Origin of the sequence: Paenibacillus sp. GCM10027628 (assembly GCF_042676385.1) — a bacterium.
In the GTDB taxonomy this organism is placed as follows: domain Bacteria; phylum Bacillota; class Bacilli; order Paenibacillales; family NBRC-103111; genus Paenibacillus_E.
Window position 1 is genome coordinate 62466 of the sequence record NZ_JBHTHA010000085.1, and the last position, 23477, is coordinate 85942.

The 23477-nt window shown below is 47.6% G+C and carries 19 protein-coding genes; 13 read left to right on the forward strand and 6 right to left on the reverse strand.

Annotation, left to right across the window (positions count from 1 at the left end):
* Nucleotides 1-26: 26 nt before the first annotated feature.
* A complete protein-coding gene (locus ACFQZT_RS33765) occupies nt 27-566 on the reverse strand; it encodes a 1,2-dihydroxy-3-keto-5-methylthiopentene dioxygenase (protein ID WP_379307621.1) in 540 nt (179 codons plus the stop codon).
* Between the two features lie 220 nt (nt 567-786).
* Between ACFQZT_RS33765 and metH the strand changes: the two genes are divergently transcribed.
* From metH to ACFQZT_RS33795, 6 genes are all read left to right on the forward strand, one after another.
* Entirely contained in the window at nt 787-4224 is a 3438-nt protein-coding gene (gene metH / locus ACFQZT_RS33770; RefSeq protein WP_379307623.1) for a methionine synthase, read from the forward strand.
* Between the two features lie 213 nt (nt 4225-4437).
* Complete coding sequence (gene rnz, locus ACFQZT_RS33775; protein WP_379307625.1) at nt 4438-5367, forward strand: ribonuclease Z; 930 nt, start codon at nt 4438-4440, stop codon at nt 5365-5367.
* Between the two features lie 123 nt (nt 5368-5490).
* The gene (locus ACFQZT_RS33780; protein WP_379307627.1) at nt 5491-6171 is read left to right on the forward strand and encodes an SOS response-associated peptidase; all 681 of its coding nucleotides are present in this window, start codon (nt 5491-5493) and stop codon (nt 6169-6171) included.
* A gap of 52 nt (nt 6172-6223) precedes the next feature.
* Nucleotides 6224-7357: a metallophosphoesterase gene (locus ACFQZT_RS33785; RefSeq protein WP_379307629.1), complete on the forward strand. Its 1134-nt coding sequence runs from the start codon at nt 6224-6226 to the stop codon at nt 7355-7357.
* A gap of 39 nt (nt 7358-7396) precedes the next feature.
* Nucleotides 7397-7939 (forward strand): hypothetical protein, encoded by a 543-nt coding sequence (locus tag ACFQZT_RS33790; RefSeq protein WP_379307631.1) that lies wholly within the window; start codon nt 7397-7399, stop codon nt 7937-7939.
* A gap of 102 nt (nt 7940-8041) precedes the next feature.
* Nucleotides 8042-9058, forward strand: coding sequence for a CobW family GTP-binding protein (locus tag ACFQZT_RS33795; RefSeq protein WP_379307633.1), 1017 nt, complete (start codon nt 8042-8044; stop codon nt 9056-9058).
* 77 nt (nt 9059-9135) lie between these two features.
* Here ACFQZT_RS33795 and ACFQZT_RS33800 read toward each other — a convergent pair whose 3' ends face one another.
* Together ACFQZT_RS33800 and ACFQZT_RS33805 are read right to left on the reverse strand one after the other, a co-directional pair.
* On the reverse strand, nt 9136-10158 hold the full coding sequence (locus ACFQZT_RS33800; RefSeq protein ID WP_379307635.1) for a TIGR03943 family putative permease subunit: 1023 nt from the start codon (nt 10156-10158) through the stop codon (nt 9136-9138).
* Nucleotides 10155-11156: a permease gene (locus tag ACFQZT_RS33805; protein ID WP_379307637.1), complete on the reverse strand. Its 1002-nt coding sequence runs from the start codon at nt 11154-11156 to the stop codon at nt 10155-10157. Before ACFQZT_RS33805 ends, ACFQZT_RS33800 begins: the two co-directional genes overlap by 4 nt.
* Nucleotides 11157-11430: 274 nt before the next feature.
* Here ACFQZT_RS33805 and ACFQZT_RS33810 point away from each other — a divergent pair, with 274 nt between their 5' ends.
* Nucleotides 11431-12438 carry an HD-GYP domain-containing protein gene (locus tag ACFQZT_RS33810; RefSeq protein ID WP_379307639.1) on the forward strand — a complete coding sequence of 336 codons (1008 nt, stop codon included), beginning with the start codon at nt 11431-11433 and terminating at the stop codon, nt 12436-12438.
* Between the two features lie 60 nt (nt 12439-12498).
* On the opposite strand, the gene ACFQZT_RS33815 is transcribed toward ACFQZT_RS33810, so the two are convergent.
* On the reverse strand, nt 12499-13509 hold the full coding sequence (locus ACFQZT_RS33815) for a CobW family GTP-binding protein (protein WP_379307641.1): 1011 nt from the start codon (nt 13507-13509) through the stop codon (nt 12499-12501).
* A gap of 437 nt (nt 13510-13946) precedes the next feature.
* Here ACFQZT_RS33815 and abc-f point away from each other — a divergent pair, with 437 nt between their 5' ends.
* A complete protein-coding gene (gene abc-f / locus ACFQZT_RS33820) occupies nt 13947-15800 on the forward strand; it encodes a ribosomal protection-like ABC-F family protein (protein ID WP_379307643.1) in 1854 nt (617 codons plus the stop codon).
* 40 nt (nt 15801-15840) lie between these two features.
* On the opposite strand, the gene ACFQZT_RS33825 is transcribed toward abc-f, so the two are convergent.
* On the reverse strand, nt 15841-16899 hold the full coding sequence (locus tag ACFQZT_RS33825) for a polysaccharide deacetylase family protein (protein ID WP_379307645.1): 1059 nt from the start codon (nt 16897-16899) through the stop codon (nt 15841-15843).
* A gap of 155 nt (nt 16900-17054) precedes the next feature.
* On the opposite strand from ACFQZT_RS33825, the gene ACFQZT_RS33830 reads away from it, so the two are divergent.
* Nucleotides 17055-18125: a WD40/YVTN/BNR-like repeat-containing protein gene (locus tag ACFQZT_RS33830; RefSeq protein ID WP_379307647.1), complete on the forward strand. Its 1071-nt coding sequence runs from the start codon at nt 17055-17057 to the stop codon at nt 18123-18125.
* 6 nt (nt 18126-18131) lie between these two features.
* Here ACFQZT_RS33830 and ACFQZT_RS33835 read toward each other — a convergent pair whose 3' ends face one another.
* A complete protein-coding gene (locus ACFQZT_RS33835) occupies nt 18132-18629 on the reverse strand; it encodes a GNAT family N-acetyltransferase (protein WP_379307649.1) in 498 nt (165 codons plus the stop codon).
* Between the two features lie 152 nt (nt 18630-18781).
* On the opposite strand from ACFQZT_RS33835, the gene ACFQZT_RS33840 reads away from it, so the two are divergent.
* The 4 genes from ACFQZT_RS33840 (at nt 18782) to ACFQZT_RS33855 (ending at nt 23462) form a co-directional block, all read left to right on the forward strand.
* Nucleotides 18782-19066 (forward strand): hypothetical protein, encoded by a 285-nt coding sequence (locus tag ACFQZT_RS33840; RefSeq protein ID WP_379307651.1) that lies wholly within the window; start codon nt 18782-18784, stop codon nt 19064-19066.
* 290 nt (nt 19067-19356) lie between these two features.
* Nucleotides 19357-20925: an IS1182 family transposase gene (locus ACFQZT_RS33845; RefSeq protein ID WP_379307653.1), complete on the forward strand. Its 1569-nt coding sequence runs from the start codon at nt 19357-19359 to the stop codon at nt 20923-20925.
* A gap of 436 nt (nt 20926-21361) precedes the next feature.
* Complete coding sequence (locus ACFQZT_RS33850; RefSeq protein ID WP_379307655.1) at nt 21362-21652, forward strand: hypothetical protein; 291 nt, start codon at nt 21362-21364, stop codon at nt 21650-21652.
* Nucleotides 21653-21731: 79 nt separating this feature from the next.
* Nucleotides 21732-23462 carry an AAA family ATPase gene (locus ACFQZT_RS33855; RefSeq protein WP_379307657.1) on the forward strand — a complete coding sequence of 577 codons (1731 nt, stop codon included), beginning with the start codon at nt 21732-21734 and terminating at the stop codon, nt 23460-23462.
* Nucleotides 23463-23477: the final 15 nt, after the last annotated feature.

Sequence of the window (23477 nt, forward strand, 5' to 3'; positions counted from 1 at the left end):
TTGGGCTTTCCATTTAGGTAGAAAAATTAGGCCTTAATAAAAGAAGGGTCTTCGACATTATAAGCGATCCAACCGTCTTTTTCGATAAAGAGGCGAACAGCAACAATTTGACGGTTATCCATCAGTGTGAAGAAATGGTTGGTGTTCTCAGGAACTGAGATCACATCGCCGGGTTCAAGCTCAACGTCATAGTATCCGAGTTCTTCGGATTTGATAATGAAGATTCCTTTGCCCGCAACAATCGCGCGAATCTCATCTTCGGTATGTGTGTGAACCTGTTCGAATTTTTTCAGCAGTTCTTCAATGTTGGGCGTCGCATCAGAAAGGGAGATAACGTCCCAGATCTCATAACCGCGTCTAGCAGCGAGATCGCGAATTTCTGCGTCGTAAGTGCTCAAAATTTGCGCTTTTTCTTCATCGCTCAGCGTGAATTTCTCGCGAAGAGCTTCAGGAAGCTTGTTTGGATCCCAGTGTTCATATACCACTTCTTGACTATCCAAAAAGGCTTTAACTTGTTCTTCGCCTTCAATGCGCTCATTCGTGTTGCGGATTCGTATTTGAGCCATGTACATCCCTCTTTCTTAACAAATATAATTGTATTATAGAGGAAATAGGGCAGTCTGTCGATGGATTCGGATAAGATAATCCGAGATAACCCATAGGAAATATTGATAATTCAAATTCTTTTCATAGTAGCGGTATTCTGTTACACTAAAGCTTAACAAAAAATTGTCGATTCTTTTTATAAGATGAATGTTTCACGCCAAGTTGAAAGGGAGTCTGGCTATGAGTAAACCACCAATTCAAGAGCAGCTAAAGAAAAAAATTATGATCCTCGACGGCGCGATGGGAACGATGATTCAACAGGAGAATCTTACCGCTGCTGATTTCGGGGGGGATGACCTCGACGGATGTAACGAGATTCTTTGCGTGACCAGACCGGATGTCATTCAGAAAATCCATGAAGCTTATTTCGCGGCTGGCGCCGATATGATAGAAACGAATACGTTCGGATCAACGAGTGTAGTATTAGCGGAATACGATTTGCAGGATCGTCATCGTGAGCTGAATATGGCGGCGGCCAAGCTTGCAATCGCAGCGGCGAATAAATATTCCACGCCGGAATGGCCGCGTTATGTAATTGGCGCCATGGGTCCAACGACCAAAACGTTGTCTGTCACAGGTGGGGTAACCTTTGAGCAGCTAGAGGACAGCTATTACGAACAAGCGTTAGCTCTCATTGAGGCCGGTGTGGATGCGTTGTTGCTGGAGACATCACAAGATACGCTGAACGTGAAAGCCGGCAGTATCGGTATTCGCAGAGCGTTTGAAACGCTGGGTGTGAAGCTGCCGATTATGATTTCAGGTACCATTGAGCCTATGGGCACGACGTTAGCAGGTCAAAATATTGAATCATTTTATATTTCATTGGAGCATCTGCAACCGATCTCAATTGGTCTTAACTGTGCTACAGGTCCGGAGTTCATGCGTGATCATATCCGAACGCTTTCCGACATTGCAACGACAGCGATCAGCTGTTATCCGAATGCAGGTTTGCCGGATGAAAATGGACATTACCATGAGTCGCCTGAATCGCTTGCCAAGAAGATGGCGGGATTTGCCGAGCAAGGCTGGCTCAACATCGCAGGCGGTTGCTGCGGAACGACGCCGGACCATATTCGTGCGATGGCAGAAACGCTAGGAACATACAAACCTAGAGCTGAATATGGAACGCATCCGCCTGCAGTATCAGGTATTGAAACTGTATACATCGAACAGGAAAACCGTCCGATTATGGTTGGGGAACGAACGAACATCTCCGGATCAAGGAAATTCAAACGCCTTATTAAGGAAGGCAAATTTGAAGAAGGCTCGGAAATTGCGCGCAACCAAGTGAAAAACGGCGCACACGTTGTTGATATCAACCTGCAGGATACGGATATCGATGAAGCTTATGCAATGGAAGAGTTTTTGAAGCAGGTTGTAAAAAAAGTCAAAGTTCCACTCATGATTGACTCCACCTACGATCATATCATTGAGCTCGGTTTGAAATATTCGCAGGGTAAAGCCATCATTAACTCCATTAACTTGGAAGATGGAGAGACGAAGTTCGAAAGCATTCTTCCCCTGATTCACAAGTATGGCGCGGCTGTAGTTTGTATCCTCATCGATGAGCGCGGTCAAGCCGTTTCACGGGAAGCGAAGATGGAAGTGGCTACGCGTTCCTATGAGCTTTTAACAGGGAAGTACGGAATGAATCCGGAAGATATTATTTTTGACCCGAATATGTTCCCAGTCGGTTCCGGCGATCCTCAGTATATCGGTTCAGCGGTTGAAACGATCGAGGGGATTCGCATGATCAAAGAGAAATATCCTGCTGCGAAGACGATTCTCGGTTTAAGTAATATTTCGTTCGGACTGCCGGATGCAGGGCGAGAAGTATTGAACTCTGTGTATTTGTACCACTGTACGAAAGCGGGTCTCGATTACGCGATTGTCAATACCGAGAAATTGGAGCGGTATGCGTCGATTCCGGAGGCGGAGCGCCAGCTTGCAGAAGAACTGATTTACAACACGAATGACGAAACCTTGGCGCAGTTCGTCGCCCATTTCCGCGAGAAGAAGGTAGAGAAGAAAGAGAAAATTTCGAATCTTACCTTGGAGGAAAGATTGGGTTCTTATGTAGTTGAGGGTACGAAAGAAGGATTAATTCCCGACTTGGAAATTGCTTTGCAAACCTATTCGCCGCTTGAAGTCATCAACGGACCGCTTATGAAAGGCATGGAAGAGGTGGGACGGCTTTTCAATAACAATGAGCTTATCGTGGCGGAGGTTCTGCAGAGCGCCGAGGTAATGAAGGCGTCGGTTTCCTATCTGGAGCCTTTTATGGAGAAGACGGAGTCTGCCGTCAAAGGGAAGATCATCCTCGCAACGGTGAAGGGCGACGTCCATGATATCGGTAAAAATCTGGTGGAGATCATCCTCTCCAATAATGGTTATCATATCGTCAACCTCGGTATTAAAGTACCGCCGGAGCAGCTTATTGAGGCGTATCGCAAAGAGAAGCCTGACGCGATTGGTTTATCGGGATTGCTTGTAAAATCTGCGCAGCAGATGGTAGTTACGGCGCAGGATCTGCGCAATGCAGGCGTTGATGTGCCGATTCTCGTCGGAGGCGCCGCGTTAACGCGTAAATTCACGAAAACGCGGATTCAGCCGGAATACGAAGGCGTCGTGCTGTATGCGAAGGATGCGATGGACGGCCTGGATATCGCCAACAGGTTGAGCGATCCTGAACAGCGCAAGCGTTTGATTCAGGAGCTAAGAGAGAGCAAAGAGTCCGATGTGATGGACGCAGGCAAGAAGGAAGAGCAGATGCCGAAGCTGACGCGTGTCAAGTCCTCTGCGGTGTCCAAAAACGTACCGGTCCATGTGCCGCAAGACTTGGAACGCCATGTGATGCGGGATTATCCGATTAGCCATCTGATGCCTTATGTAAACATGCAAATGCTGCTCGGGCACCATCTGGGTTTGAAAGGTAAAGTTGAGCAGCTGCTTGGTGATAAAGATACGAAGGCGATTCAGCTGAAAGATACTGTGGACTCCATTCTTTATTCAGCACAAAAAGAGCATATCATCAAGGCTCATGGAATGTACCGCTTCTTCCCTGCTCAATCGAACGGGGATGATGTCATTGTGTATGACCCGCAAGATCACAGCAAAGTACTCGAGACCTTCACTTTCCCGCGCCAGGATAAAGAGCCATATCTCTGCTTGGCAGACTATCTGAAATCGGTGGAAAGCGGGCAAATGGACTATGTAGGTTTCTTACTGGTGACAGCCGGGCATGGCATCAATGAATTAGCCAAAGAGTGGCGCGATCGAGGCGAGTATCTCAAATCTCACGCCCTGCAGGCTACAGCGCTTGAAGTGGCTGAAGGGTTTGCGGAACGCGTCCATCACATTATGCGTGATGTGTGGGGTATCCCTGACCATGCCGAAATGACGATGCAGGAGCGCTTCGGTGCCAAATATACCGGACAGCGGTTCTCCTTTGGATATCCGGCGTGCCCGAGTCTCGATGATCAGGCGAAGCTGTTCGCTCTGTTGAAACCGGAGGATATTGGCGTAGAGCTGACGGAATCCTTCATGATGGAGCCTGAGGCTTCCGTTTCAGCCATCGTGTTCGCACATCCGGAAGCGCGTTATTTCAACGTCGGTTAATCTCGCAGGCGATTTACTTTATAGCGTTATCCAAAAGAAAAGCGAGGCGGCGTTTCCAGACTTTAAAAGGTTTGGCATGCGATCGCCTCGCTTTTTATTTGTTCGTTATTTCTTGCTGATTCTACTCTCGTTTGACTTCTGAACGGAATTGGATTAGCATTTTGTGAAAAGACGATTCGTGAAAGTGGAGTCATATAGTAAGGGGTTCTGGCAGTGGAATTATTTTTCTTAGGCACGGGGGCGGGAATGCCCTCCAAACAACGAAATGTCACCTCCATAGCATTAAATTTGTTGGACGAGCGAGGCACCTATTGGTTATTCGATTGCGGCGAAGGCACACAGCATCAAATACTGCATTCACCGGTCAAGTTAGGGCGAACGGAAAAGCTGTTTATAACTCATCTGCACGGCGATCATTTATACGGAATTCCAGGACTGTTGACTAGCCGGTCTTATTTAGGAGGCGACTCGCCTCTTACCGTATACGGGCCAACAGGTGTTAAAAGCTTTATCGATACTGCATTGGCTGTCAGCGGTGCGCATTTGAGCTATACACTCCATGTTATCGAAATCCATGAAGAGGGATTGTTGTTTGAAGATGAAACCTTTCGTGTGGAAACGGCACGCCTCGAGCATCGGGTCGAAAGCTTTGGCTTCCGGATTATTGAGAAAGATCAAGCAGGCAAATTGATGCTGGACAAATTGTCCGAGCTCGGTATACCTGCCGGTCCGATCTATGGAAAGCTGAAACAAGGGCAAACCGTGCAGTTGGAGGACGGCCGTGTGCTTCAAGGGGCTGACTTTGTCGGTGCGCCGATTCCGGGACGCAAGGTCGTCATTCTTGGCGACACACGTTATTGCAGCGGGGCGCTGCACTTGGCTCAAGGCGCCGATGTGCTTGTGCATGAGGCGACATTCGCGATGGATAAGCAGGAACTGGCATATGCGTTCGACCATGCGACATCCGTCGATGCAGCGCGAACTGCGGAGGAAGCTGGCGCTGACGCGCTGATCATGACGCATATAAGTTCGCGCTATCAGGGTGAAGAAATCAATTTGCTGCTGCAGGAAGCGCAAAGCATTCATCCGAACAGCCATATCGCCAAAGATTTTTGGAGCTTTGACATTCCTCGCAAAGCTTGAAAATTCTTAAAATTGAAGCTCGAGGGATGATGAACCTCGGGCTTCTTATCATTTGACGAAGATAGACGTTTTTCTCATAATGGAGAAAGTAGAAAATGGAGTGATCAGAAAGGATGTACGCCGATGTGCGGTCGATATACGATTACCGTGATGCTGGAAGAGCTTCTTCTTCGGTATGATGTCTATTACAACTATCCATCAAAGTATAGTCCGAAATATAATATCGCGCCTGGACAGATGGTGATGGCTATCATCCATGATGGAGAAAAGAACAGGCTTGGAGAGCTGAAATGGGGGCTTATCCCAGAGTGGGCAAATGATGAGAAGATCGCGTATCAAACGTTGAACGCGCGAGCCGAAACACTCTCTGAAAAGCCGGCTTTCCGCTCATCGTTTCAACGCAAACGCTGCTTAATTCCAGCCGACTCATTCTACGAATGGAAAGGTACTGGCAAGCAAAAACAGCCGATGCGTATTATGCTCAAAAGCAAGGAAATCTTCAGCATGGCGGGACTGTATGACACGTGGACATCTCCGGATGGTGAGAAAATTTCAACCTGCACGGTCGTGACGACGACACCCAATGAACTGGTAGCCGATATTCATGACCGAATGCCTGTCATTTTACCGCGCGAGGCAGAAGCGGCTTGGTTGGACCGGCGAACCACGAACACAGAAGCGTTGAGGTCGCTTTTGAGACCATATCCGGCGAACGAAATGCTCGCGTATCCCGTTGCAAGCCGGGTTGGCAATGTACGCAATGATGACGAATCGTGCATTGAGGAGTTAAGATTGCTGTTATAAAGCTGGATGAAGCGAAGAAGAAATGGGTGAGTCACTTAGGATGAGGTCACGTATGTCGGCAAGAATTGCAACCTTTATGATCATTGTGTTAGGCGTTAACGGCTATATTGGGTGGCATCTTCAAGTATTTCTTACTCATTTGCTGGGGCCTTGGTTTAACGGAATTATTTATTGGATTTGCTTATGGTTAGTGGCATTTTCGTATTTACTATCATGGTTCGGATCGAAAATATGGCATGCCAATGTGTCACGAATTTTTAAAATTATCGGTTCGTACTGGTTCTCTGTGATGCAATATGGCATCTTATTGCTGCCGCTTACGGATTTGGCGGCCGTCATTCTTTATTACACCTCCGTGCCTGCAAATACGTTCATCCCACTTTTGGGGTGGCTTGACTTACTTGTTTTTGGCCTTATTATGGTTCTTGGTATCTACAACGCAAAGAGTCCTGTCATTCGCAAGTATGAAGTTACGCTTCCCAAAAAGGCCGGGGATTGGAAACAGCTTCGCATCGCGGTAGCTTCCGATATCCACCTGGGCAACATCGTTGGCAATCGTCATTTGCGCAAGCTTGTCGATCAAGTTAACCGTTTGCAGCCGGATCTGATTCTTTTGCCTGGAGATATCATTGACGATGATATTGCACCTTTTATCCGTTATGATATGGGACGTTTAATGGGGCAGTTGCAAGCACCGCTCGGCATTTATGCCGTGCTGGGTAACCACGAGTATATCGGCGGGCATATACCCGCGTTCGTGGAGCAGATGAAAGGAATTGGTATTCGTGTGCTTATGGATGAGGTCGTGCATATTGCGGATCGATTATACATTGTCGGCAGAAAAGACAAGACAGTCGAAAGAACGGCCGACGGGCGCAAACCCTTGATTGCTCTGCTGGAAGAAGTGAAGGCCCAACAACCGATTATCGTCATGGATCATCAGCCCTATCATCTCGATAAGGCGGCTGAGGCTGGCGTGGATGTTATGTTATCGGGTCATACCCATAGAGGTCAGATGGCGCCGAACCATCTCATCACAAGGCGGCTGTTTGAGCTGGACTGGGGTTATTTGCGTAAGGGGAACCTTCATGCGATCGTATCCTCGGGATTTGGTACGTGGGGTCCGCCGGTCCGCCTCGGCAGCCGTTCGGAAATCATTGAATTAACGATTCATTTTACACAATAAAGATTTTCTTACGATTTAAGAGAGAAGAGGATTAACTTCATGCAAAATCAAGAGAAGAAGCAAATCACACCTGTAGAAGCAGCTGCTGCCATGATGCAGTTTACGATGAAGAGCATTGAAAACAATTGGGAAACGATAAAGCCTGTCATAGCCGCTTTTTTAACGGAGCCTACACTATCGGAAGCCAAAGAGGATGAGCTGCTTCGGGAGATCTATATGGCCGCGTTAGCGCTTGAAATCTATTGCATTCCTCATGCGTTTGATACTGAGATCGCCGGTCATGTTCAGTCGGGAATGAACGAGGTCATGACCTCTGAGAATTTGGCCGCGCATCAGTTGTCGGCGCCAATCAATGAGCTGTATTTGCCGAGATTTGAATCCATTAGCGAAGCAGTTCCTGATGATCTAGCGTTGGCGCTCGTGGAAGAAGCGTCAAATCTGTTGTACCAACGATTGGATCTGCCTCTGAAGCCTGCGGATCCGGAAAAAGGCATGTTAGGTGGAAGACTTCTTCCATTTCTAGCTCAACATGTGGGGAAATGGCCAATCCTCCTAGCCAAATTTACGATACAAAAAGTGTGATAAAGCTCTTGACTAAAATGTAAAATTTACGAATAATGAAAAATAGGAAATGTAACAAAGCTTTTCGCTTATTTTTTGGTGCAGGATGGGAGGAAGATGGTTGTGGTAGTGCAAAAACGAATTACCGTTTACGTTTTGTCGGGTTTTCTTGGAAGCGGCAAAACGACTTTATTAACCAAAGCGATAGATCATTATACGGAAGCGGGACGTAAGCCGGCTGTAATTATGAATGAGATCGGCGAAGTCAATCTGGACGGTCAGTTAATCGCCAGCGAAATACCGATGTCAGAGTTACTTGGCGGCTGCATTTGTTGCTCCAGCAGAGGTGATCTGGCACTGGCGCTGAAAGAGCTCGTGCTGAATGAACAGCCAGATCTTATCTTTATTGAGTCGACGGGTATTGCGAACCCGATGGAAATTATTGATGAGGTGACGGATGCCTCGCTCGTTCTTCCCGTTGAGCTCAAGGCTATCATTACGGTTGTCGATGCGCCGCAGCTTCTGGAGTTAAGCCGGACAAGCCGAGGGAAAACATACCGTCTTATGCAGGAGCAGATTCGCTGCGCGAACTTACTGCTTTTAAATAAGACAGACCTGCTGCCGCAAAAGGATTTAGCGGAGGTAGACGCTCTTGTTCATGAATGGAATCCATACGCTTCATGCCATTACACTGTATTCAGTCAAATCGATATGCGGTTGATCGATGACTTGGAGGAAGGGGAGCCTAGCCGGAATGGCCAAATGGCTGAGCAGCATGACCATGGGCACGAAGGACATGATCATGAACATAACCACGTTCAAGAACATGGCGATGCGCACCATCATCACACTCATAGTCACGTCATGGCGTATACGCATTTTTTTGAGCGGCCGGTAGATAGCAATGCGTTCGAAGAATTTGTCAGCAAGCTGCCTCAAGAAGTATACCGCGCCAAAGGGATCCTCAGTTTTTCAGATACGGCAAGCCGCTTTTTGTTCCAATTCGCGTACCGTGAGATGGATTTCGTGAAAATTACGCCGCAGGGCGATGTGCCTGATGTAGCCGTATTTATCGGTGAAAATTTTTCCAAAGATGCGGTACGAGGCGCGCTCCGCAAACTGGAATTAGCAGAGGAATAAGGTAATCACAAATACTTGCATGAAAAAACCGCCGTTGGACCAGGTTGAATGATTCCTTGGCGGTTTTTGTTGTTTGATTAATCTAATTCCTTAAGTGGTTCAAAGTTAGGATAAATGTACGGAGAATCCGGTGCAGTGATTTTTTCTATTTGCGTAGCTTTAATCATGAAAATATCATTTCCGTTATATGTGCCGTTTTGGATCGTACCTGTGACTTTCACCCAAGTGTCTTTGGTGTAGTTTTGGGCTGTTGGAAAATCGATCATCACCCCGTATGGCGTAGCGTCTGCGGAGCAGCAGCTGACTGCGAAGCGGCCAACAACAAATTGGTTGTTCTTCATATTGTCTTCGCGGTAAACGAACCCGCTGAGTTCAATTTTTTTACCGATAAAATTGTTTTTGAACAAGTCGATCGACGACAGGATTTCCATGAAAATGGATGGTTTGACGACGATGACATCTTTTTTATAAAGCCGCATCCCGAGCTTGGAAAAGTCCTCATCCCACTCATTATCGGCATGGAACATTTGCTGCAGTTCCGCATCAGTTTTATCTTTTCCTGAACTAGCCGGAACAGGAGAGGCGGCTTCTGCTTTCGGACTTGAGCTTGCAGCAGGGCTTGGGGAAGCCGTGACGGCAGCTTTAGTATCAGACGATAAGCCGGCAGGAGTTACGTTATTTGTCCCGACTTCAGCGCTTTGTTTGCTGGCCGTCGATTTCGCTGCAGAAAGATTCATCCCTTTGGCTGAAGCCATAGCGCTGCCCAGCGCGGTATCGGGCAACAGGAAGCCGATTAATAAAGGCAGAACGAGAAGTCCATAGGAAACCGTACTGCGGAAGGTTGAGCGGGAAACAGGCTGTTCGCAGTCGCATGCGATTTGCTTGCCCCAATAAGCGCGAAGTGCAGCATAGCCTTGAAAACAGGCGATGACATACAACGCAACTGCCGCACATTTGACATAGATCATCATACGCGGGGCTATGTAAAATTGGAGCGAATCCGACTTGGCTAAATACACGATATAAGTCGAGAAGCCAAGTAAAATCAAAGTGCGGAACAGATAGTGAAAGCTTACCGCCCGGTTTTCAGTCACATTCATGAAAAGACCCCCCAAAGCAACGATCCAGCCAGTACGGTTATCGCCACCAGCACCGACAAGACGAGCACAAATTTAGCTTTAAATACGGATAACATCATCAACGTACTTTTGAAATCCAACATCGGACCTAATACAAGAAACGTCAGCAGGGAACCGGAGGTAAATGTCGTTTGAAATGATGAGGCTACGAAGGCGTCTGACGTCGAACATAAGGACAGCACATACGCAAAGCCCATCATAAACAAATGCGAGCTTACCGGTCCTTGTCCGATGGCAACCAGGCTTTCCCGTTGCATAAAGGTCTGAATGATAGCCGTTAGCAGAGATCCAAATACGAGATACTTCCCCATTTCAAAAAACTCATCCGACGCATGCACGAAAAAAGAAGTGAACTTGTTGCCCTGATGCTGATGTCCCTCCAATGACTCTTGATTGGAAAAGTGGGCTCGGCTTAGGCGCAACGGATTGCTTTTTACGAACCGGTAAAGCAGCACACCAATGACGGCGGCAACCGCAAAGGCTAGTCCCATTCGGGAGTAGGCCATAGAAGGATGATTGCGAAAAGCCATGAAAGTGGCGGCGAACACAATCGGATTGATAATCGGTCCCGTGAGGATGAAAACAACCGCAATATACACGGGCATTCCTTTCAGAATGAGCCTTCTAACGACAGGAATCATTCCGCACTCGCACATAGGAAAAAGAATGCCTAGCAAGCAGGCAAACAAAATGCCCAAGAATGGGTTCGATGGAATCCATCGTCGGATCGTTTGTTCGGATACTAGTGTTTGAAGCAGTGCAGAGAGCAGTACACCTAACAAAACAAAGGGGATAGCTTCCAATAGGATGCTGATGAACACGGTTTTGAAAGACTGAATTTGATCCGCAGTAAGGATAGAAAGCTGTGGAATATCCCGATTCAACACAATCAATACAATAAGGAGGAAGCAAATTGCAGTGATGGCATGCAGGCTTACCCTGAAAATAGTAGATGGCATGGTGATAAACTCCTTAATGATAATAATTACTATTATAACGTATGAAGCTCGATCGCGATATAGGACATATTTTCAAGTTCCATACCGGATCGCCCATGGTAGATGAACCTTAAGAACCATGAGTAGCAAAGATTGGGGAACTATGTAGTGTGGTAAAAAATGTAAATTTTCTTAATTGAAAATTTGTTAAAATTTGATGAAATTTGAATATTAATTTTGTAAGGTATAGTTTACAATTTGGGGAAATCATTCGCACATAGGAGATTTGCGCCAAATGAAGAGCTTTTTAGGGAGAAGACTTAAACAGGACGTTGTTAATTCAGTCGGGCTCGTTCTTCTTCCAGCCCGGTCTATACTAGGCAGCGAAGAGCTCGAGCTTCTGCGGATGCATCGGATTGATCCGTTTTCAATCATGATTGAAGAGGAAGCGGAAATCGCCGCGGTTTCAAGTGAAACCCGTATGAAGCAAGTCGTACAGCACGCGAAGGAGTTATTTAACACGATACAGATAACTAAAAAAATTCCTCTGCTCGAAATTCGCGAAGAAATAGTCCCCGCTGTACAGCAAATGACCGAAAATGCGAACATTTTTCAGCTTTTTGAAGCGGTTCGTGCCAAGGACGATTATACCCACCAGCACAATATCGGTGTAGGCGTACTGGCAACTTTAATCGGAAAATGGATGAATCTCAGTGCTAATGAACTAACGACGCTCAGCCTCGCAGCAACTCTCCATGATGTAGGAAAAGTCAGAATTCCGCTAGAAATTCTAAACAAGCCGGGAAAACTGACGCGGGAAGAATATGAAATTATAAAACGACATAGCCTTTATGGCTATGAAATGCTTAAAGACACAGTCGGCGTAGGTCCCCGTGTTGCCGCTGTCGCTTTGCAGCATCACGAAAGAGAGGATGGCAGAGGCTATCCGAACGGGTTAAAAAAAGATAAGATCGATCTGTTCAGCAAGATTGTGGCGGTTGCCGATATTTTTCATGCGATGACTTCCAAACGTCCCTACCATGAACCGATGCCCTTTCACGAAGTGATTACAGAAATGCGCGGCGGAACGTTCGGTGAATTTGAGCCGGAAATTGTATCCGTTTTTTTGGAGCATATTACTCGTCATTTGGTCGGCAATCAGGTAATTCTCACTGACGGCCGCCGAGGTGAAGTGGTTTATATCAACCCGCACGACACGGGAAGTCCTTTAGTCAAAATACATAATGAATTTGTTGATCTAAGTAAGGAACGGCTTATTCAAATCCTGACGATCCTTGCATAAAAGAAGCAAGCTTGCTTGAGCTATCACAAGCAGGCTTGCTCTATTTTTATGCGACGAAAGCTATAAGGCCGAATCCGTGATATGTTTTTGCCATTCGTGCTCCAGTGTCTCCATATCTAGGTCCATGCCGATAAGCACAAGATAAGGCTTTGCTGTAAAGGATGACGGCTGCCAGTTGGTGCGTTTGCCGGAAAACTGCATCAAAAAGGTTTCGCTTCCCGAACCGAACGAGAAGTAGCCTTTGGCGCGCAGAAGCAAATCCCCTCGTTTCGTTAAGAAACGTTCCACACTGCGCTTTGTTAGGAGATGCGGAAAATCCGCAGAAAGCGTAATCGTTTGAATGCGGGAATAAGACATATTATGTTCGGCTGCTTGGTTATTTGCCCGCACACTTCTTACAACTTGAAATTTACGCTTTAAGGATGGTGCGGCGGGGGCAGTAATCACTTGATCTTGCAGCGGGCCGAAAATAAGCTTCAAATCGAATTGACTGTGAGTGGTTGGCAGTAACAAAGAGCGCTCATTCCATTTGCGAATGGTTTTCTCAATCGTTTGACGCTGTTTCTCGGAAACAAGGTCGATTTTGTTTAAAAGCAGCAGGTCGGCGACTTCCATCTGCCTGCGAAGCGTATGTACCAGCTCGCGATCGGAAGCGAAGATACTGTTGTACTCGAGCACGTGTTCGGCATCCAGGACAGTGATAACCGTTTGCAGCTTTACATAGGGGAGCAGCGCAGGTTCCGTCAACGCATCGATGATTTCCTCCGGATTGGCTACCCCGGTCAGCTCAATGAGGATGACGTCGGGCTTGCGGCCGAGCAACTGCTTGACAGAGTCGCTGATTTCACTTTTTTTGCTGCAGCACATACAACCATCCAACAGCTTTTCAACATTGAGCTCAGGCGAGGAAGCTTGCAGCAAATGACCGTCGACATCCTGTTTGCCAAGTTCATTCATGAGGACGGCAGGTGTGATTCCGAATGAAACGGATTCCTGAAGCATACGCAAGAGAAGCGTTGTTTTGCCGCTGCCTAGAAAACCGCTCAATACAATAACGGGAACTTTGGACACGGAAAAACTCCTTTCCATCCAAATATTAAATTAGTAATTATTACGAATTAAAGTGTACAGCAAACATCTCCGTTCTGCAAGATTTGCATGTAAGTGTAGAACATCATACGCTCTAGATGTTTTGAAATAATGACTATAACGATTCTTTCCATTGAGAGCCGTCATGAATATGATAAAATGAGACTATCTTTAAGAACCCGGAGGTACTTTAGACCGATGAAGTATGTAGCCTAACTCATTTCTGCTAAACGAATTTATCGTGATAAGCAGACTCTACGTTTTTCAGGTAGAGCGAGTAGGATACTTATGTCTAAAGTGACTGACTCCTTCAGGAGCCTTATTTTGGTGCATATGTAACTTCCTTATATTTCGTTCTTCCTGACCGTAGGCTCTGGCTTGCGGTTTTTTGCATTAGAATTCTAGGAGGACACGAGCCTATGACTTTACTTTTAAAAGCGATGAATATGACGAAGGAATTTGCAGGGAAACCGCTATTTGAACGGGTGGAGATCGAGGTAAACGCAGGTGATCGAATGGTCATTTATGGCCGCAACGGCTTCGGCAAGACGACGCTGCTCCGTCTATTAGCAGGCACGCTGCAGCCTGATCGGGGTACTGTTGAACGCAGACTGTCATTGGAGGCTTGGGGCTGGATGGGGCAGCTGACAGAGGCAGATGAGCAGTTGACCACACATGCTTATGTGGAATTTGGCAGCCCGGAGCATAGTGCCGCGAAGCAGCGTTTGAAGCTGCTTGAGGCGCGGATGCAGGATGCATCGGCTCCTGACATGGAGAGCTTGCTTGCCGACTATCAGGAGGCGGCAGAGCGTTACCTAGGGCTTGACGGCTATCACTGGGAAAACCAAGTGGAGCGCAAGCTGCTTCAACTCGGGCTCGGCCGCGAGCTGTGGGAACAGCCGCTCGGCCAGCTGAGCGGCGGACAGAAGACGCGCGCCCAACTGGCGCGTCTCATGGTGCGCGAGCCGCAGCTGCTGCTGCTCGACGAGCCGACCAACCACCTCGACGCGGCGTCGCTCGATTGGCTCGAAGCCTGGCTTCGCACCTATCCGGGCACCGTCGTGTTCGTCTCTCACGATCGCCATTTCATGGATCGTGTGGCGACTTGCCTGGTCGAGCTGATGCCCACAGGCAGCCGGCGCTACAAAGGCGGGTATAGCGACTATACCCGCCAGAAAGAACTTGAGCTGCTTTCGCAGGAGCAGCTCTACCGCAAGCAGCAGCAGCTCCGCGAGCAGCTGGAGGAGAGCATACGCACGTATCGGCAATGGTTTCATCAGGGCGAGAAAAGCGCCCGGATGGCCGAAGTGCCGATACAGCGAGGCTACTTCCAGGCGCGTGCAGGGACGCATGTCTCGCGGATGAACGCGAAGATGAAAGAGCTGGAGCGCCTGGAGGCGAACAGTGTAGAGAAGCCGCGGGAAACGGCACATCTCAGAGTCAAGCTTCGCGCGAGCGACTTTGCTTCGCATACGCTCGTGCGGGTGGAGCGCGCCGCTTTCCGCTATGCCGGCGGCCGTGAGCTGTTCGCTGAGCTGAGCCTCAGCGTTGATCGCGGCGAACGTTTGGCTGTGCTCGGCCCCAACGGTTCCGGCAAAACGACGCTGCTGAAGCTGCTCGTCGGCGAACTAGAGCCTACTGCCGGCATTGTGCGGCAGCATCCCCAGACGTCGATCGGCTATTTCTCGCAGGAGCTCGATCATCTTGACGACGAAGCGACGCTGCTGGACAGTCTGCTGGCTCTGCCTGCCATGACGCTGACGCAGGCTCGCACGATTCTTGGCTGCTTCCTCTTCTCAGGTGAAGACGTGCGCAAGCGCATCGGCGAACTGAGTATGGGCGAGAGATGCAGAGTAGCCTTCTTGAAGCTTTATTTCAGCGGAGCAAATCTGCTGGTGCTCGATGAGCCTACGAATTATTTGGACATCGATACGAGAGAACGCATTGAGCAGGCGCTAATGAATTATCCGGGTGCGATGGTGATCGTATCGCATGACCGCTTTTTTGTTCGTAAACTGGCGCGGAAACTGCTCTGGCTTGGAGACGATCAGGGTCCGATCGCATTCGCGGGAACTTACGACGAGTATGAGGAAATGAAGCGGGTGAGGGAGCAAGAGGGCTCTCCGGAACTTCTAGCGAAAGCGAATGAGAAGCGTCGGCTCGAGTTAACACTGGCACAGCTGATGGGTGAGGGGGCGTGGAGTCCCGAGACTGCCCAGCAGCAGTTGCAGCAAATCCGAGACATCAAGTTGAGGATTTCTAAGCTGGAATGAGAATAAGCCGGAGGTGTATCCGTTAGGATACGCATCCGGCTTATTTGCTTTTGCTTATGTGCAGCAGCTCCGGAACGGTGACGAACGTGTAGCCTGCCGCTTTCAATTTACTTACTAGCGGCCCTATGGCCTGTACGGTCCCAGACAAATCCTGGCTGTCTCCTCCGCCAGAATGCTGAAGAATGATGGAGCCTGGTTTGGTTTGTTTGATGATATTTTGCAGCACTTGCTCCGATTTCAACGACTTCCAGTCAAGCGAATCAACGTTCCAATTTACAATCATATAATGGTGATCCGCCACCCATTTGACTTGTTCCTCACTGATTGCTCCGTAGGGCGGACGAATGAGTTTCGGCGCATAACCGGTCAGGCTTTGCAATACGTTTTCGGTACTTTCGATTTGATTTTGAAACTTTTCAACTGTAAGTTTGGGCATATTGGCATGGCTGTAGGAGTGATTGCCGATGACATGCCCTTCTCGAACAATCCGTTTGACCATGTCGGGATGGGCGCTTGCTTTGGCACCAAGCAAAAAAAACGTTGCCTTGACCTCATTAGCCTTCAGCGCATCCAGCACTTTCGGCGTAAAGCGGGAATCAGGACCATCATCGAAGGTTAGCGCCACTTTTTTTTCACGGGAAGACCCTCGCAGTTTAAATGTATCCGGGTACTTCACTGCCAGTTGAGACAGGGTTAATCTTCTTCCTGAACTGTGTGTTTGCCCTTGAATTTGCTGAACAGGAACAGCAGGTTTTTTGGATGCTTCCGGTTGAGGCATAGCTTTTTTTGCATTCCCTTTTCGGGCAGGGCTCGGTACTGGCGTTGCAGAGTTCGGCGTCGGTTCCGGCTGAGTAACTTTTGGCACCGATGGCGTTGGCAAGGCCGATTTGGAGCCAATATTCGGTACGGGTGAAGATGTTGTTTCAGGTCCTTGGTTGTTTTCTAAACGTAACGCTGATTCATGTTTATCCTCTGGCAAGAGTAGTTGTTCCCCGGAATCTTGAGCGAACTGGTGCTCGCGATCAGGCTTGCTTTTGAAAACTCCGCATCCCGCGAGTAAAAGGCAGACTATAGCGAAGGACCATACCAATCTCATCATATCCATCCCCCCGAGCGCTAGATTCTTTCTAGGGTTTGCTGAGCCGGGGTATCTTATCCAGTGGAAATATTTCACTTTCCCCTGCTTGAACCATTTTCTAGATCGTGCCGTCATTACTTATACTATAACCAACTATGACGAGGAGAGTGAACCATATGGCTACATTGGACAAAAAGTTGCTGTTCCTCTTCCTCTTCCTCTTTTTTCTATTATGCGCGGGCTGTATGCATCATGAACGATCCTCTTCTGTTCCTAGGGAGACGGCACTTTCTAAGCCTAAGTTTGCGTCAGCAATCTCAATTACTTCAGGGGCAGCCATCACCGTAGATGAACAATCAGGAGTATCCGGAAATGGAGAGCAGGGGCTGGGATTATTTCCAGCGCTAAAAACAAAAAATTCTGTTGAATTTGTGGATGAGCTTCATGGGTTTGGGGTTGAATCGCTTTTAGAGGATCTTTCTGTTTTAGAGACGGATAATGGTGGGAAATCTTGGCGTAAAGTAAGCAGTCTTGCTCCTTCGACCGGCATGCATGCGATTTCATTTCTCGATGACCAGACGGGCTGGCTGCTTACCGGAGAGTCGCTTAATCGAAAGTCGGAGCTTCGTCTTACCTCTGATGGTGGACTTACTTGGGAAGTCATTGCCCGGAGCATACCGGGATTCAGCGGTTTAACGGGAAATCTTTTTTTTCGATTTTTTGATCGTCAGAACGGATTGATTGCTTTGCAAACCACAAGCGACATGGTATTGCTGCAAACGCTGGACGGGGGACTGACTTGGTCCGTATCTAGCCGAATACCACTTCCTGGTGCAGCCGCTGGTGTACTTACATTCATATCGCCAAACGAAGGCTGGTTTGTAGCTTCCCCTAATAAGGGGGGAGCAACTGCTGTCCTCTACCGAATGTCTGACGGAGAACGGTGGCAGGAGGTCGGGAAACTACCCGACAAATTAGCCCCCCAAGCCGTTTCGTTTTCAAGTTCCCTTAACGGCTGGTTGCTCCTGCAAAATAAGGAGATATCACCAGAGTCAGAATGGGTGCTTCTGCGGACAAGTGATGGAGGGAATTCATGGACCCTGCACACATTTCCACGAACGCTGCACCCAATGGATACGAGCTTGCAAATGAACTTTATTTCTTCCGTGAATGGCTGGATACAGAGCGCGAACGGTCTATGGCAAACGACAAATGGGGGCATGAAATGGACCCTGTTCATGTCCTGAAAGGCTCTAAATGATTTTTTGGTAAGTTACTATATCAAGATATCTACCCCACTTATAGCCAACTTCGCGAAAGTGCGCGCACTGGAAATAGCCGTTTTTCGTGAATGATTGAATGCTGGGGATGTTTTCCGAGCATATCGTAGAGACCAGCACGTGATAGCCGTTTTGCTTGGCGAAGGTCTCGATATACCGTAGTGCGGCTGTACCCATGCCTTTTCCGACGCATTTCGGATCCAAATAGATCGTAACTTCGCCTGAAGTTTCATAAGCTTGCTTTTTCTTGTGAGGCATCACTTGGACATAACCTTGCAGGCTGCCGTTTAGCGTAATTACAAAGGTTTTATAGCGCGGGTTCGGATGAATTACACTTTCAGTGAACTCGGCCAACGTCACGGGTTCCGTATGAAAAGAAACCGTTGTGTGCATCACAAAATGATTGTAGATGTCCATTAGCTGCGGAATATCGGCTTCTTCTATGTCTCTAAAAAGAATTTCCTCTGTCATAAAATTACACCTCATTGGATGATATTGGGACGTGCAATTCAAAATTATTCAACATTGGATGACGGAACTCCTTTTTCCTATTAGACATATGACTGCAATGCATGTATCTTAGATATTAATATGAAACAAACATAGGAAAATGGGGGATTCGCATGTCGGGTAATTCGGGTTACATTCTTGTTATCATCATCGGTGTTGTTGTACTTGGTGGACTTACCTTCATGAATCTCCGCAAAATAAGCAAATCTACAGCCGATCTGACACAGCTCAAAAAAAGAACATTGCTCTGGACCGAAATTTCACTTGCGCTTTTTGTGGTCCAGTTGTTTTTCCGTGATCGCCAGGGCGGGTTCCTGTTGTTTTTCGGAATTCTCACCTTGTTCACTGGTGCGCACTATTTGGGTGTTCTGTACTACACAAGAAAACGTGGGAAGTAAATCCAAAGAGGCTATCTCCAGAGTAGTAGAAACTACGAATTGGAGTAGCCTTTTTTCTATTTATCAAAAAGACGTATTTTGTTATATAACTGTAATGTGAATTTCAGCCTAGATTAATATTAGGGGTGTATATTAATTACCAGACCCCCCTTTTCATATATATACTTGGAAGAGGCTGTCCCATAAGTCATAGAATGACTGGGGATAGCCTCTCATTTTTTTGTAAACAAAAGAAACCGTTCTTTGGTAAAATGGAAGTGCGACCAACCATTACAAAAGGAGCGGTTTCTTTGTACATTCAATATACCATGAATCAACTTTGCCTGCCAATGGATTTGGAGGAAGACATTCCTCAAAATCATCTCATTCGCGTCGTCAATGCAGCAGTGGACCGTCTGGACGACGTCATCTTTGACGCTGCTTATCCCGGAGGCGGACGTGACAGCTATCACCCTAAGATGCTTACCAAAGTGATCATCTACGCCTACACCCAGCGTATTTACTCCTCCCGCCAGATCGCCAAGGCTGTCCGTGAAAACGTCATGTTCATGTGGGTCGCTGGCAGACAGCAGCCCGACTTCCGCACCATCAATCGTTTTCGCTCCGAACGGATGAAAGCCGTGCTGGAGACCGTGTTTACCGCGGTTCTTCAATTTCTGGCCGACGAGAACTACGTGAAACTTGAACACTACTTTGTCGACGGGACCAAGATTGAAGCAAATGCCAATCGGTATACGTTTGTCTGGGGTAAAGCTGTTGTTAAGCAAAAGGCAAAGCTCCAGGAAAAAGTGCAAACACTGTTTGCCACCATCGAAGAAGCCGAGAAACAAGAAGAACGTGTTAATGATGGACGAGACCTCTGTGAGCTTGGCGAATCCTCGAAGATTACAAGTGAAAAGCTCGAGAACGCAGTCAAGCAACTGGAGGAAAAGCTGAAAGAAAAGCCGAAGGACAAGCCACTGAAAAAGGCCGTGCGCATACTACGAAAAGACTTGCTCCCTCGCCTCCAAAAATATGAATCTCATGGAGAAATTTTAGGAAATCGAAATAGCTATAGTAAAACGGATAAAGACGCCACGTTCATGCGTATGAAAGAAGACCATATGCGAAACGGTCAGCTCAAGCCGGGTTACAATGTGCAAATTGGTACCGAAAACCAATTCATCCTCGGTTACAGTGTACACCAGCGGCCTACAGATACGCGTTGTCTAATCCCTCATCTTGAAAAAGTAAAAGCTGCACTCGGCAAACTGCCAAGCACCATCATCGCTGACGCGGGATACGGTGGCGAAGAGAACTACGACTATTTAGAGCAAAACGAATTTGAAGCTGTCGTCAAATACAGCACATACCACCGTGAGAAAAGCAAGGCATGGCAAAAGGATATCAGCAAAATTGACAACTGGACGTATAATACCGAACAGGATACGTGGACATGCGCGGCGGGACAAACCCTCCATTTCCGCAAAGTGAGTAAGGAAAAAACGGTAAGTGGATACGAAATCGAGCACCGTCATTACCGGAGTACAAGTTGTGAAGGATGCCCGTTGAAACCGAAGTGTACGAAAGCCGAAGGTAATCGCGAAGTCAAAGTGAGCATGAACTATTTGCGATTAAAGAACCAAGCGCGCGAAAAACTTCGTAGTGAAGAAGGTTACGCGCTAGCGATTCGACGAATGATCGAGCCGGAGCCTGTGTTTGGTGATATCAAGAACAACCGTGGATTCAAAAGGTTCCTGCTTCGAGGCTTACCCAAAGTAAGTCTGGAGGTCGGGTGGCTTTCGCTTGCCCACAACCTACTGAAGAAAGCCGCAATAGACGAAAAAAACAAAGGAGTTAAGCACATGCAAGCCGCTTAACTCCTTTGTTCATTTAAAAATGCATTTTTTTGATTAATAGACGTGTCCCAATTCTACTTAATTTTTACTTATGGGACAGCCTCATTTTTTTGGAGAAATTATTATACTTCGAGACAACTGATCGAATGGTCGTTAGCGGGCCTTTCTTTTGCGCCGGTGATAAATAAACCATCCCATTCCAATGATGACCACTACGAACGGAACTGTTAGAACAAGTATGTAACCCAGGTGAAATAGATTCAAGTGAATTCCTCCAATAATGATAATTCATCTATAGATTGTATCAAAAGCGTTATTTTATGTAAGTTCGCATAAAGTAGGGTAAAATCTGCTCATTTGTACCTTTATTGCATATAAGAATAGCCGATTTGAAATTTAATTTTATCCGCACCTGATAGTTTTCCTAGCATAGTATGTACAAAGGTGGTGATGATAAATGACATTTTCACTTTCAAGTTGGATGATCTATACGTTATGGGCCATATTCGGCCTGATGATCATCGATTTTCTAATCGCCTTTTTCCGATCCTTCTGGGCTGGCTCTTTTGACCCGACATTTGTATTAGGCTATTTGAAAGATGTCCTATACTATGTGCTCCCATTGACAATTATTGTATCTATGAGTGCAATTGATCCTACTGGTTGGATTCTTATGATTTTATATTTCATTTTCGGTCTCGCTGTCATTCTCAAATATTTATTGGACATTAAAAGAAAATTCCAATAAATAATTTTGTGGCCTTCCTTCTAGGAAGGCCATGGGTTTTCATAGAATAGTCCTAACACTCCATAAAGGAAGTGAGGCCATGAGGAGATATCAGTGGATAAAGTGGCGTATATTCATCCTCTGGCTCGCAGCCCTCGTCTTCATCGGCGTGATGTTGTGGGCAGGAGGGCCGACATCCTGGGGAATCGCCTTGAGCATTGTTAGCGTATTGATGCAGTTGCTCTTCGCCGTATTGTTCATGATCATCCAGTTCGTAGCCCTCTTCTGGTTTCTTGCTCGGGGCCGAACGTACTGGATTCTACCCGGGGAGACTGGCGCCACATGGAACGATTATCGGGGTAATCCCGAAATCGTTGAAAATGCAAAGCGGATCGTCACTCTGCTTAAAGGAGTCAAGGAATTTAAGGAAATGGGCGGCGAGGCAATCAGGGGTTTCCTGCTATGCGGGCCGCCAGGGACAGGTAAGTCTTATTTGGCGCAGGTGATCGCCAACGAAGCACAGGTACCCTTTGCTTATGCCTCGGCCCCCAGTTTTCAGAACATGTTCTTCGGCGTCGGCAATCTGAAGGTGATGGGCCTCTATAAGAAGGCTCGAAAGCTTGCGAAAGTATACGGCGCTTGCATCATCTTCATCGATGAGATCGACGCGATCGGCATGAGGCGGCAAGCTGGCGGTGGAGGAATGCTGCTAGGCATGGGTGGCGGATCCGGCTTGCTCAATGAACTGCTTCTTCAGATGGATCCGCCGAACATCGACAACTCCTGGTTTGCCAAGTTGCTCCGTTCGCTCGGGTTACGACGCAAAAAGGCAGAACGGCCTGCAGTGCTAACGGTTGCAGCGACTAACTTGCCCGATGTACTTGATCCCGCACTGCTGCGGCCTGGCCGGTTTGACCGGCAGCTCTGGGTGGATGCACCTGACTATGATGGTAGGGTGGATGTCTTCCAATACTACTTAAAGAAGGTAAAACTGGATACTACTCTAACTGCTGAGAAGGCGGCGCTCGATACGATCGGATATAGCCCGGCGCAGATCAAGCACATCGTCAACGAATCGGTTGTGATTGCCCACCAGCGAGGCGCCCAGGCTGCCGGTTACGAGGATTTTCGGGCAGCTATGGAGACTTACGAGTGGGGGCTTAAGCAGCCGCTCCGCTCTATGAGTGAGGACGAGAAGCGGAATGTAGCTTACCATGAGGCTGGTCATGCTGTGGCCCAGTACCTACTGAAGCCCCACGAAAGGGTTTGGAAGGTTACCATCATTCGTCGCGGCAGCGCACTTGGTCTCGCTGCCACCAAGCCGACACAAGAGCGGTATAACCGTAGTGATAAAGAAATTTTGGCCGAAATCCAAGTTTGCTTGGCAGCCAGGGCCGTAGAAGAGGAATTTTTAGGGAAGAAATTGAACGGCGTCACCTCTGATCTGCAACAGGCAACTGAACTGGCAGGCGCCTACCTTGGGATGGTAGGTATGGGCGATGAACTATTCAGTTGGCTTGCACTAGGCTCTCGAGCCGATGCCCTCAAGTCGCTCCGACCAAAGATCAACGAGCTGCTGAAAGAACAGATGTTCAACGTTAAGATTCTAGTCCGAGAATACGCTGACTTCGTTCATACTATTGCGGATGAGCTGCTAAAACAGGGAGATTTGACCGGTGAGGAGATCGAACAGATCTATGTAAGGTTGTATGGCCATAGTCGACCAGATGTGTCTGGGATCAAACATGAGACGTCGATCGATTCGATTGTTGAGACGTCTTTGGAGCCGTTACCGGATGAAGACGACGATGAAACGAAGGATTCGGATTAAGCAGGGCGGATATTG

What these genes read in the sequence shown, in the direction of transcription:
- ACFQZT_RS33765 (WP_379307621.1), bottom strand. Translation starts at nt 566, where the DNA reads ATGGCTCAAATACGAATCCGCAACACGAATGAGCGCATTGAAGGCGAA.
- metH (WP_379307623.1), top strand. Translation starts at nt 787, where the DNA reads ATGAGTAAACCACCAATTCAAGAGCAGCTAAAGAAAAAAATTATGATC.
- ACFQZT_RS33780 (WP_379307627.1), top strand. Translation starts at nt 5,491, where the DNA reads ATGTGCGGTCGATATACGATTACCGTGATGCTGGAAGAGCTTCTTCTT.
- ACFQZT_RS33785 (WP_379307629.1), top strand. Translation starts at nt 6,224, where the DNA reads ATGTCGGCAAGAATTGCAACCTTTATGATCATTGTGTTAGGCGTTAAC.
- ACFQZT_RS33790 (WP_379307631.1), top strand. Translation starts at nt 7,397, where the DNA reads ATGCAAAATCAAGAGAAGAAGCAAATCACACCTGTAGAAGCAGCTGCT.
- ACFQZT_RS33800 (WP_379307635.1), bottom strand. Translation starts at nt 10,158, where the DNA reads ATGAATGTGACTGAAAACCGGGCGGTAAGCTTTCACTATCTGTTCCGC.
- ACFQZT_RS33805 (WP_379307637.1), bottom strand. Translation starts at nt 11,156, where the DNA reads ATGCCATCTACTATTTTCAGGGTAAGCCTGCATGCCATCACTGCAATT.
- ACFQZT_RS33810 (WP_379307639.1), top strand. Translation starts at nt 11,431, where the DNA reads ATGAAGAGCTTTTTAGGGAGAAGACTTAAACAGGACGTTGTTAATTCA.
- abc-f (WP_379307643.1), top strand. Translation starts at nt 13,947, where the DNA reads ATGACTTTACTTTTAAAAGCGATGAATATGACGAAGGAATTTGCAGGG.
- ACFQZT_RS33825 (WP_379307645.1), bottom strand. Translation starts at nt 16,899, where the DNA reads ATGATGAGATTGGTATGGTCCTTCGCTATAGTCTGCCTTTTACTCGCG.
- ACFQZT_RS33830 (WP_379307647.1), top strand. Translation starts at nt 17,055, where the DNA reads ATGGCTACATTGGACAAAAAGTTGCTGTTCCTCTTCCTCTTCCTCTTT.
- ACFQZT_RS33835 (WP_379307649.1), bottom strand. Translation starts at nt 18,629, where the DNA reads ATGACAGAGGAAATTCTTTTTAGAGACATAGAAGAAGCCGATATTCCG.
- ACFQZT_RS33840 (WP_379307651.1), top strand. Translation starts at nt 18,782, where the DNA reads ATGTCGGGTAATTCGGGTTACATTCTTGTTATCATCATCGGTGTTGTT.
- ACFQZT_RS33850 (WP_379307655.1), top strand. Translation starts at nt 21,362, where the DNA reads ATGACATTTTCACTTTCAAGTTGGATGATCTATACGTTATGGGCCATA.
- ACFQZT_RS33855 (WP_379307657.1), top strand. Translation starts at nt 21,732, where the DNA reads ATGAGGAGATATCAGTGGATAAAGTGGCGTATATTCATCCTCTGGCTC.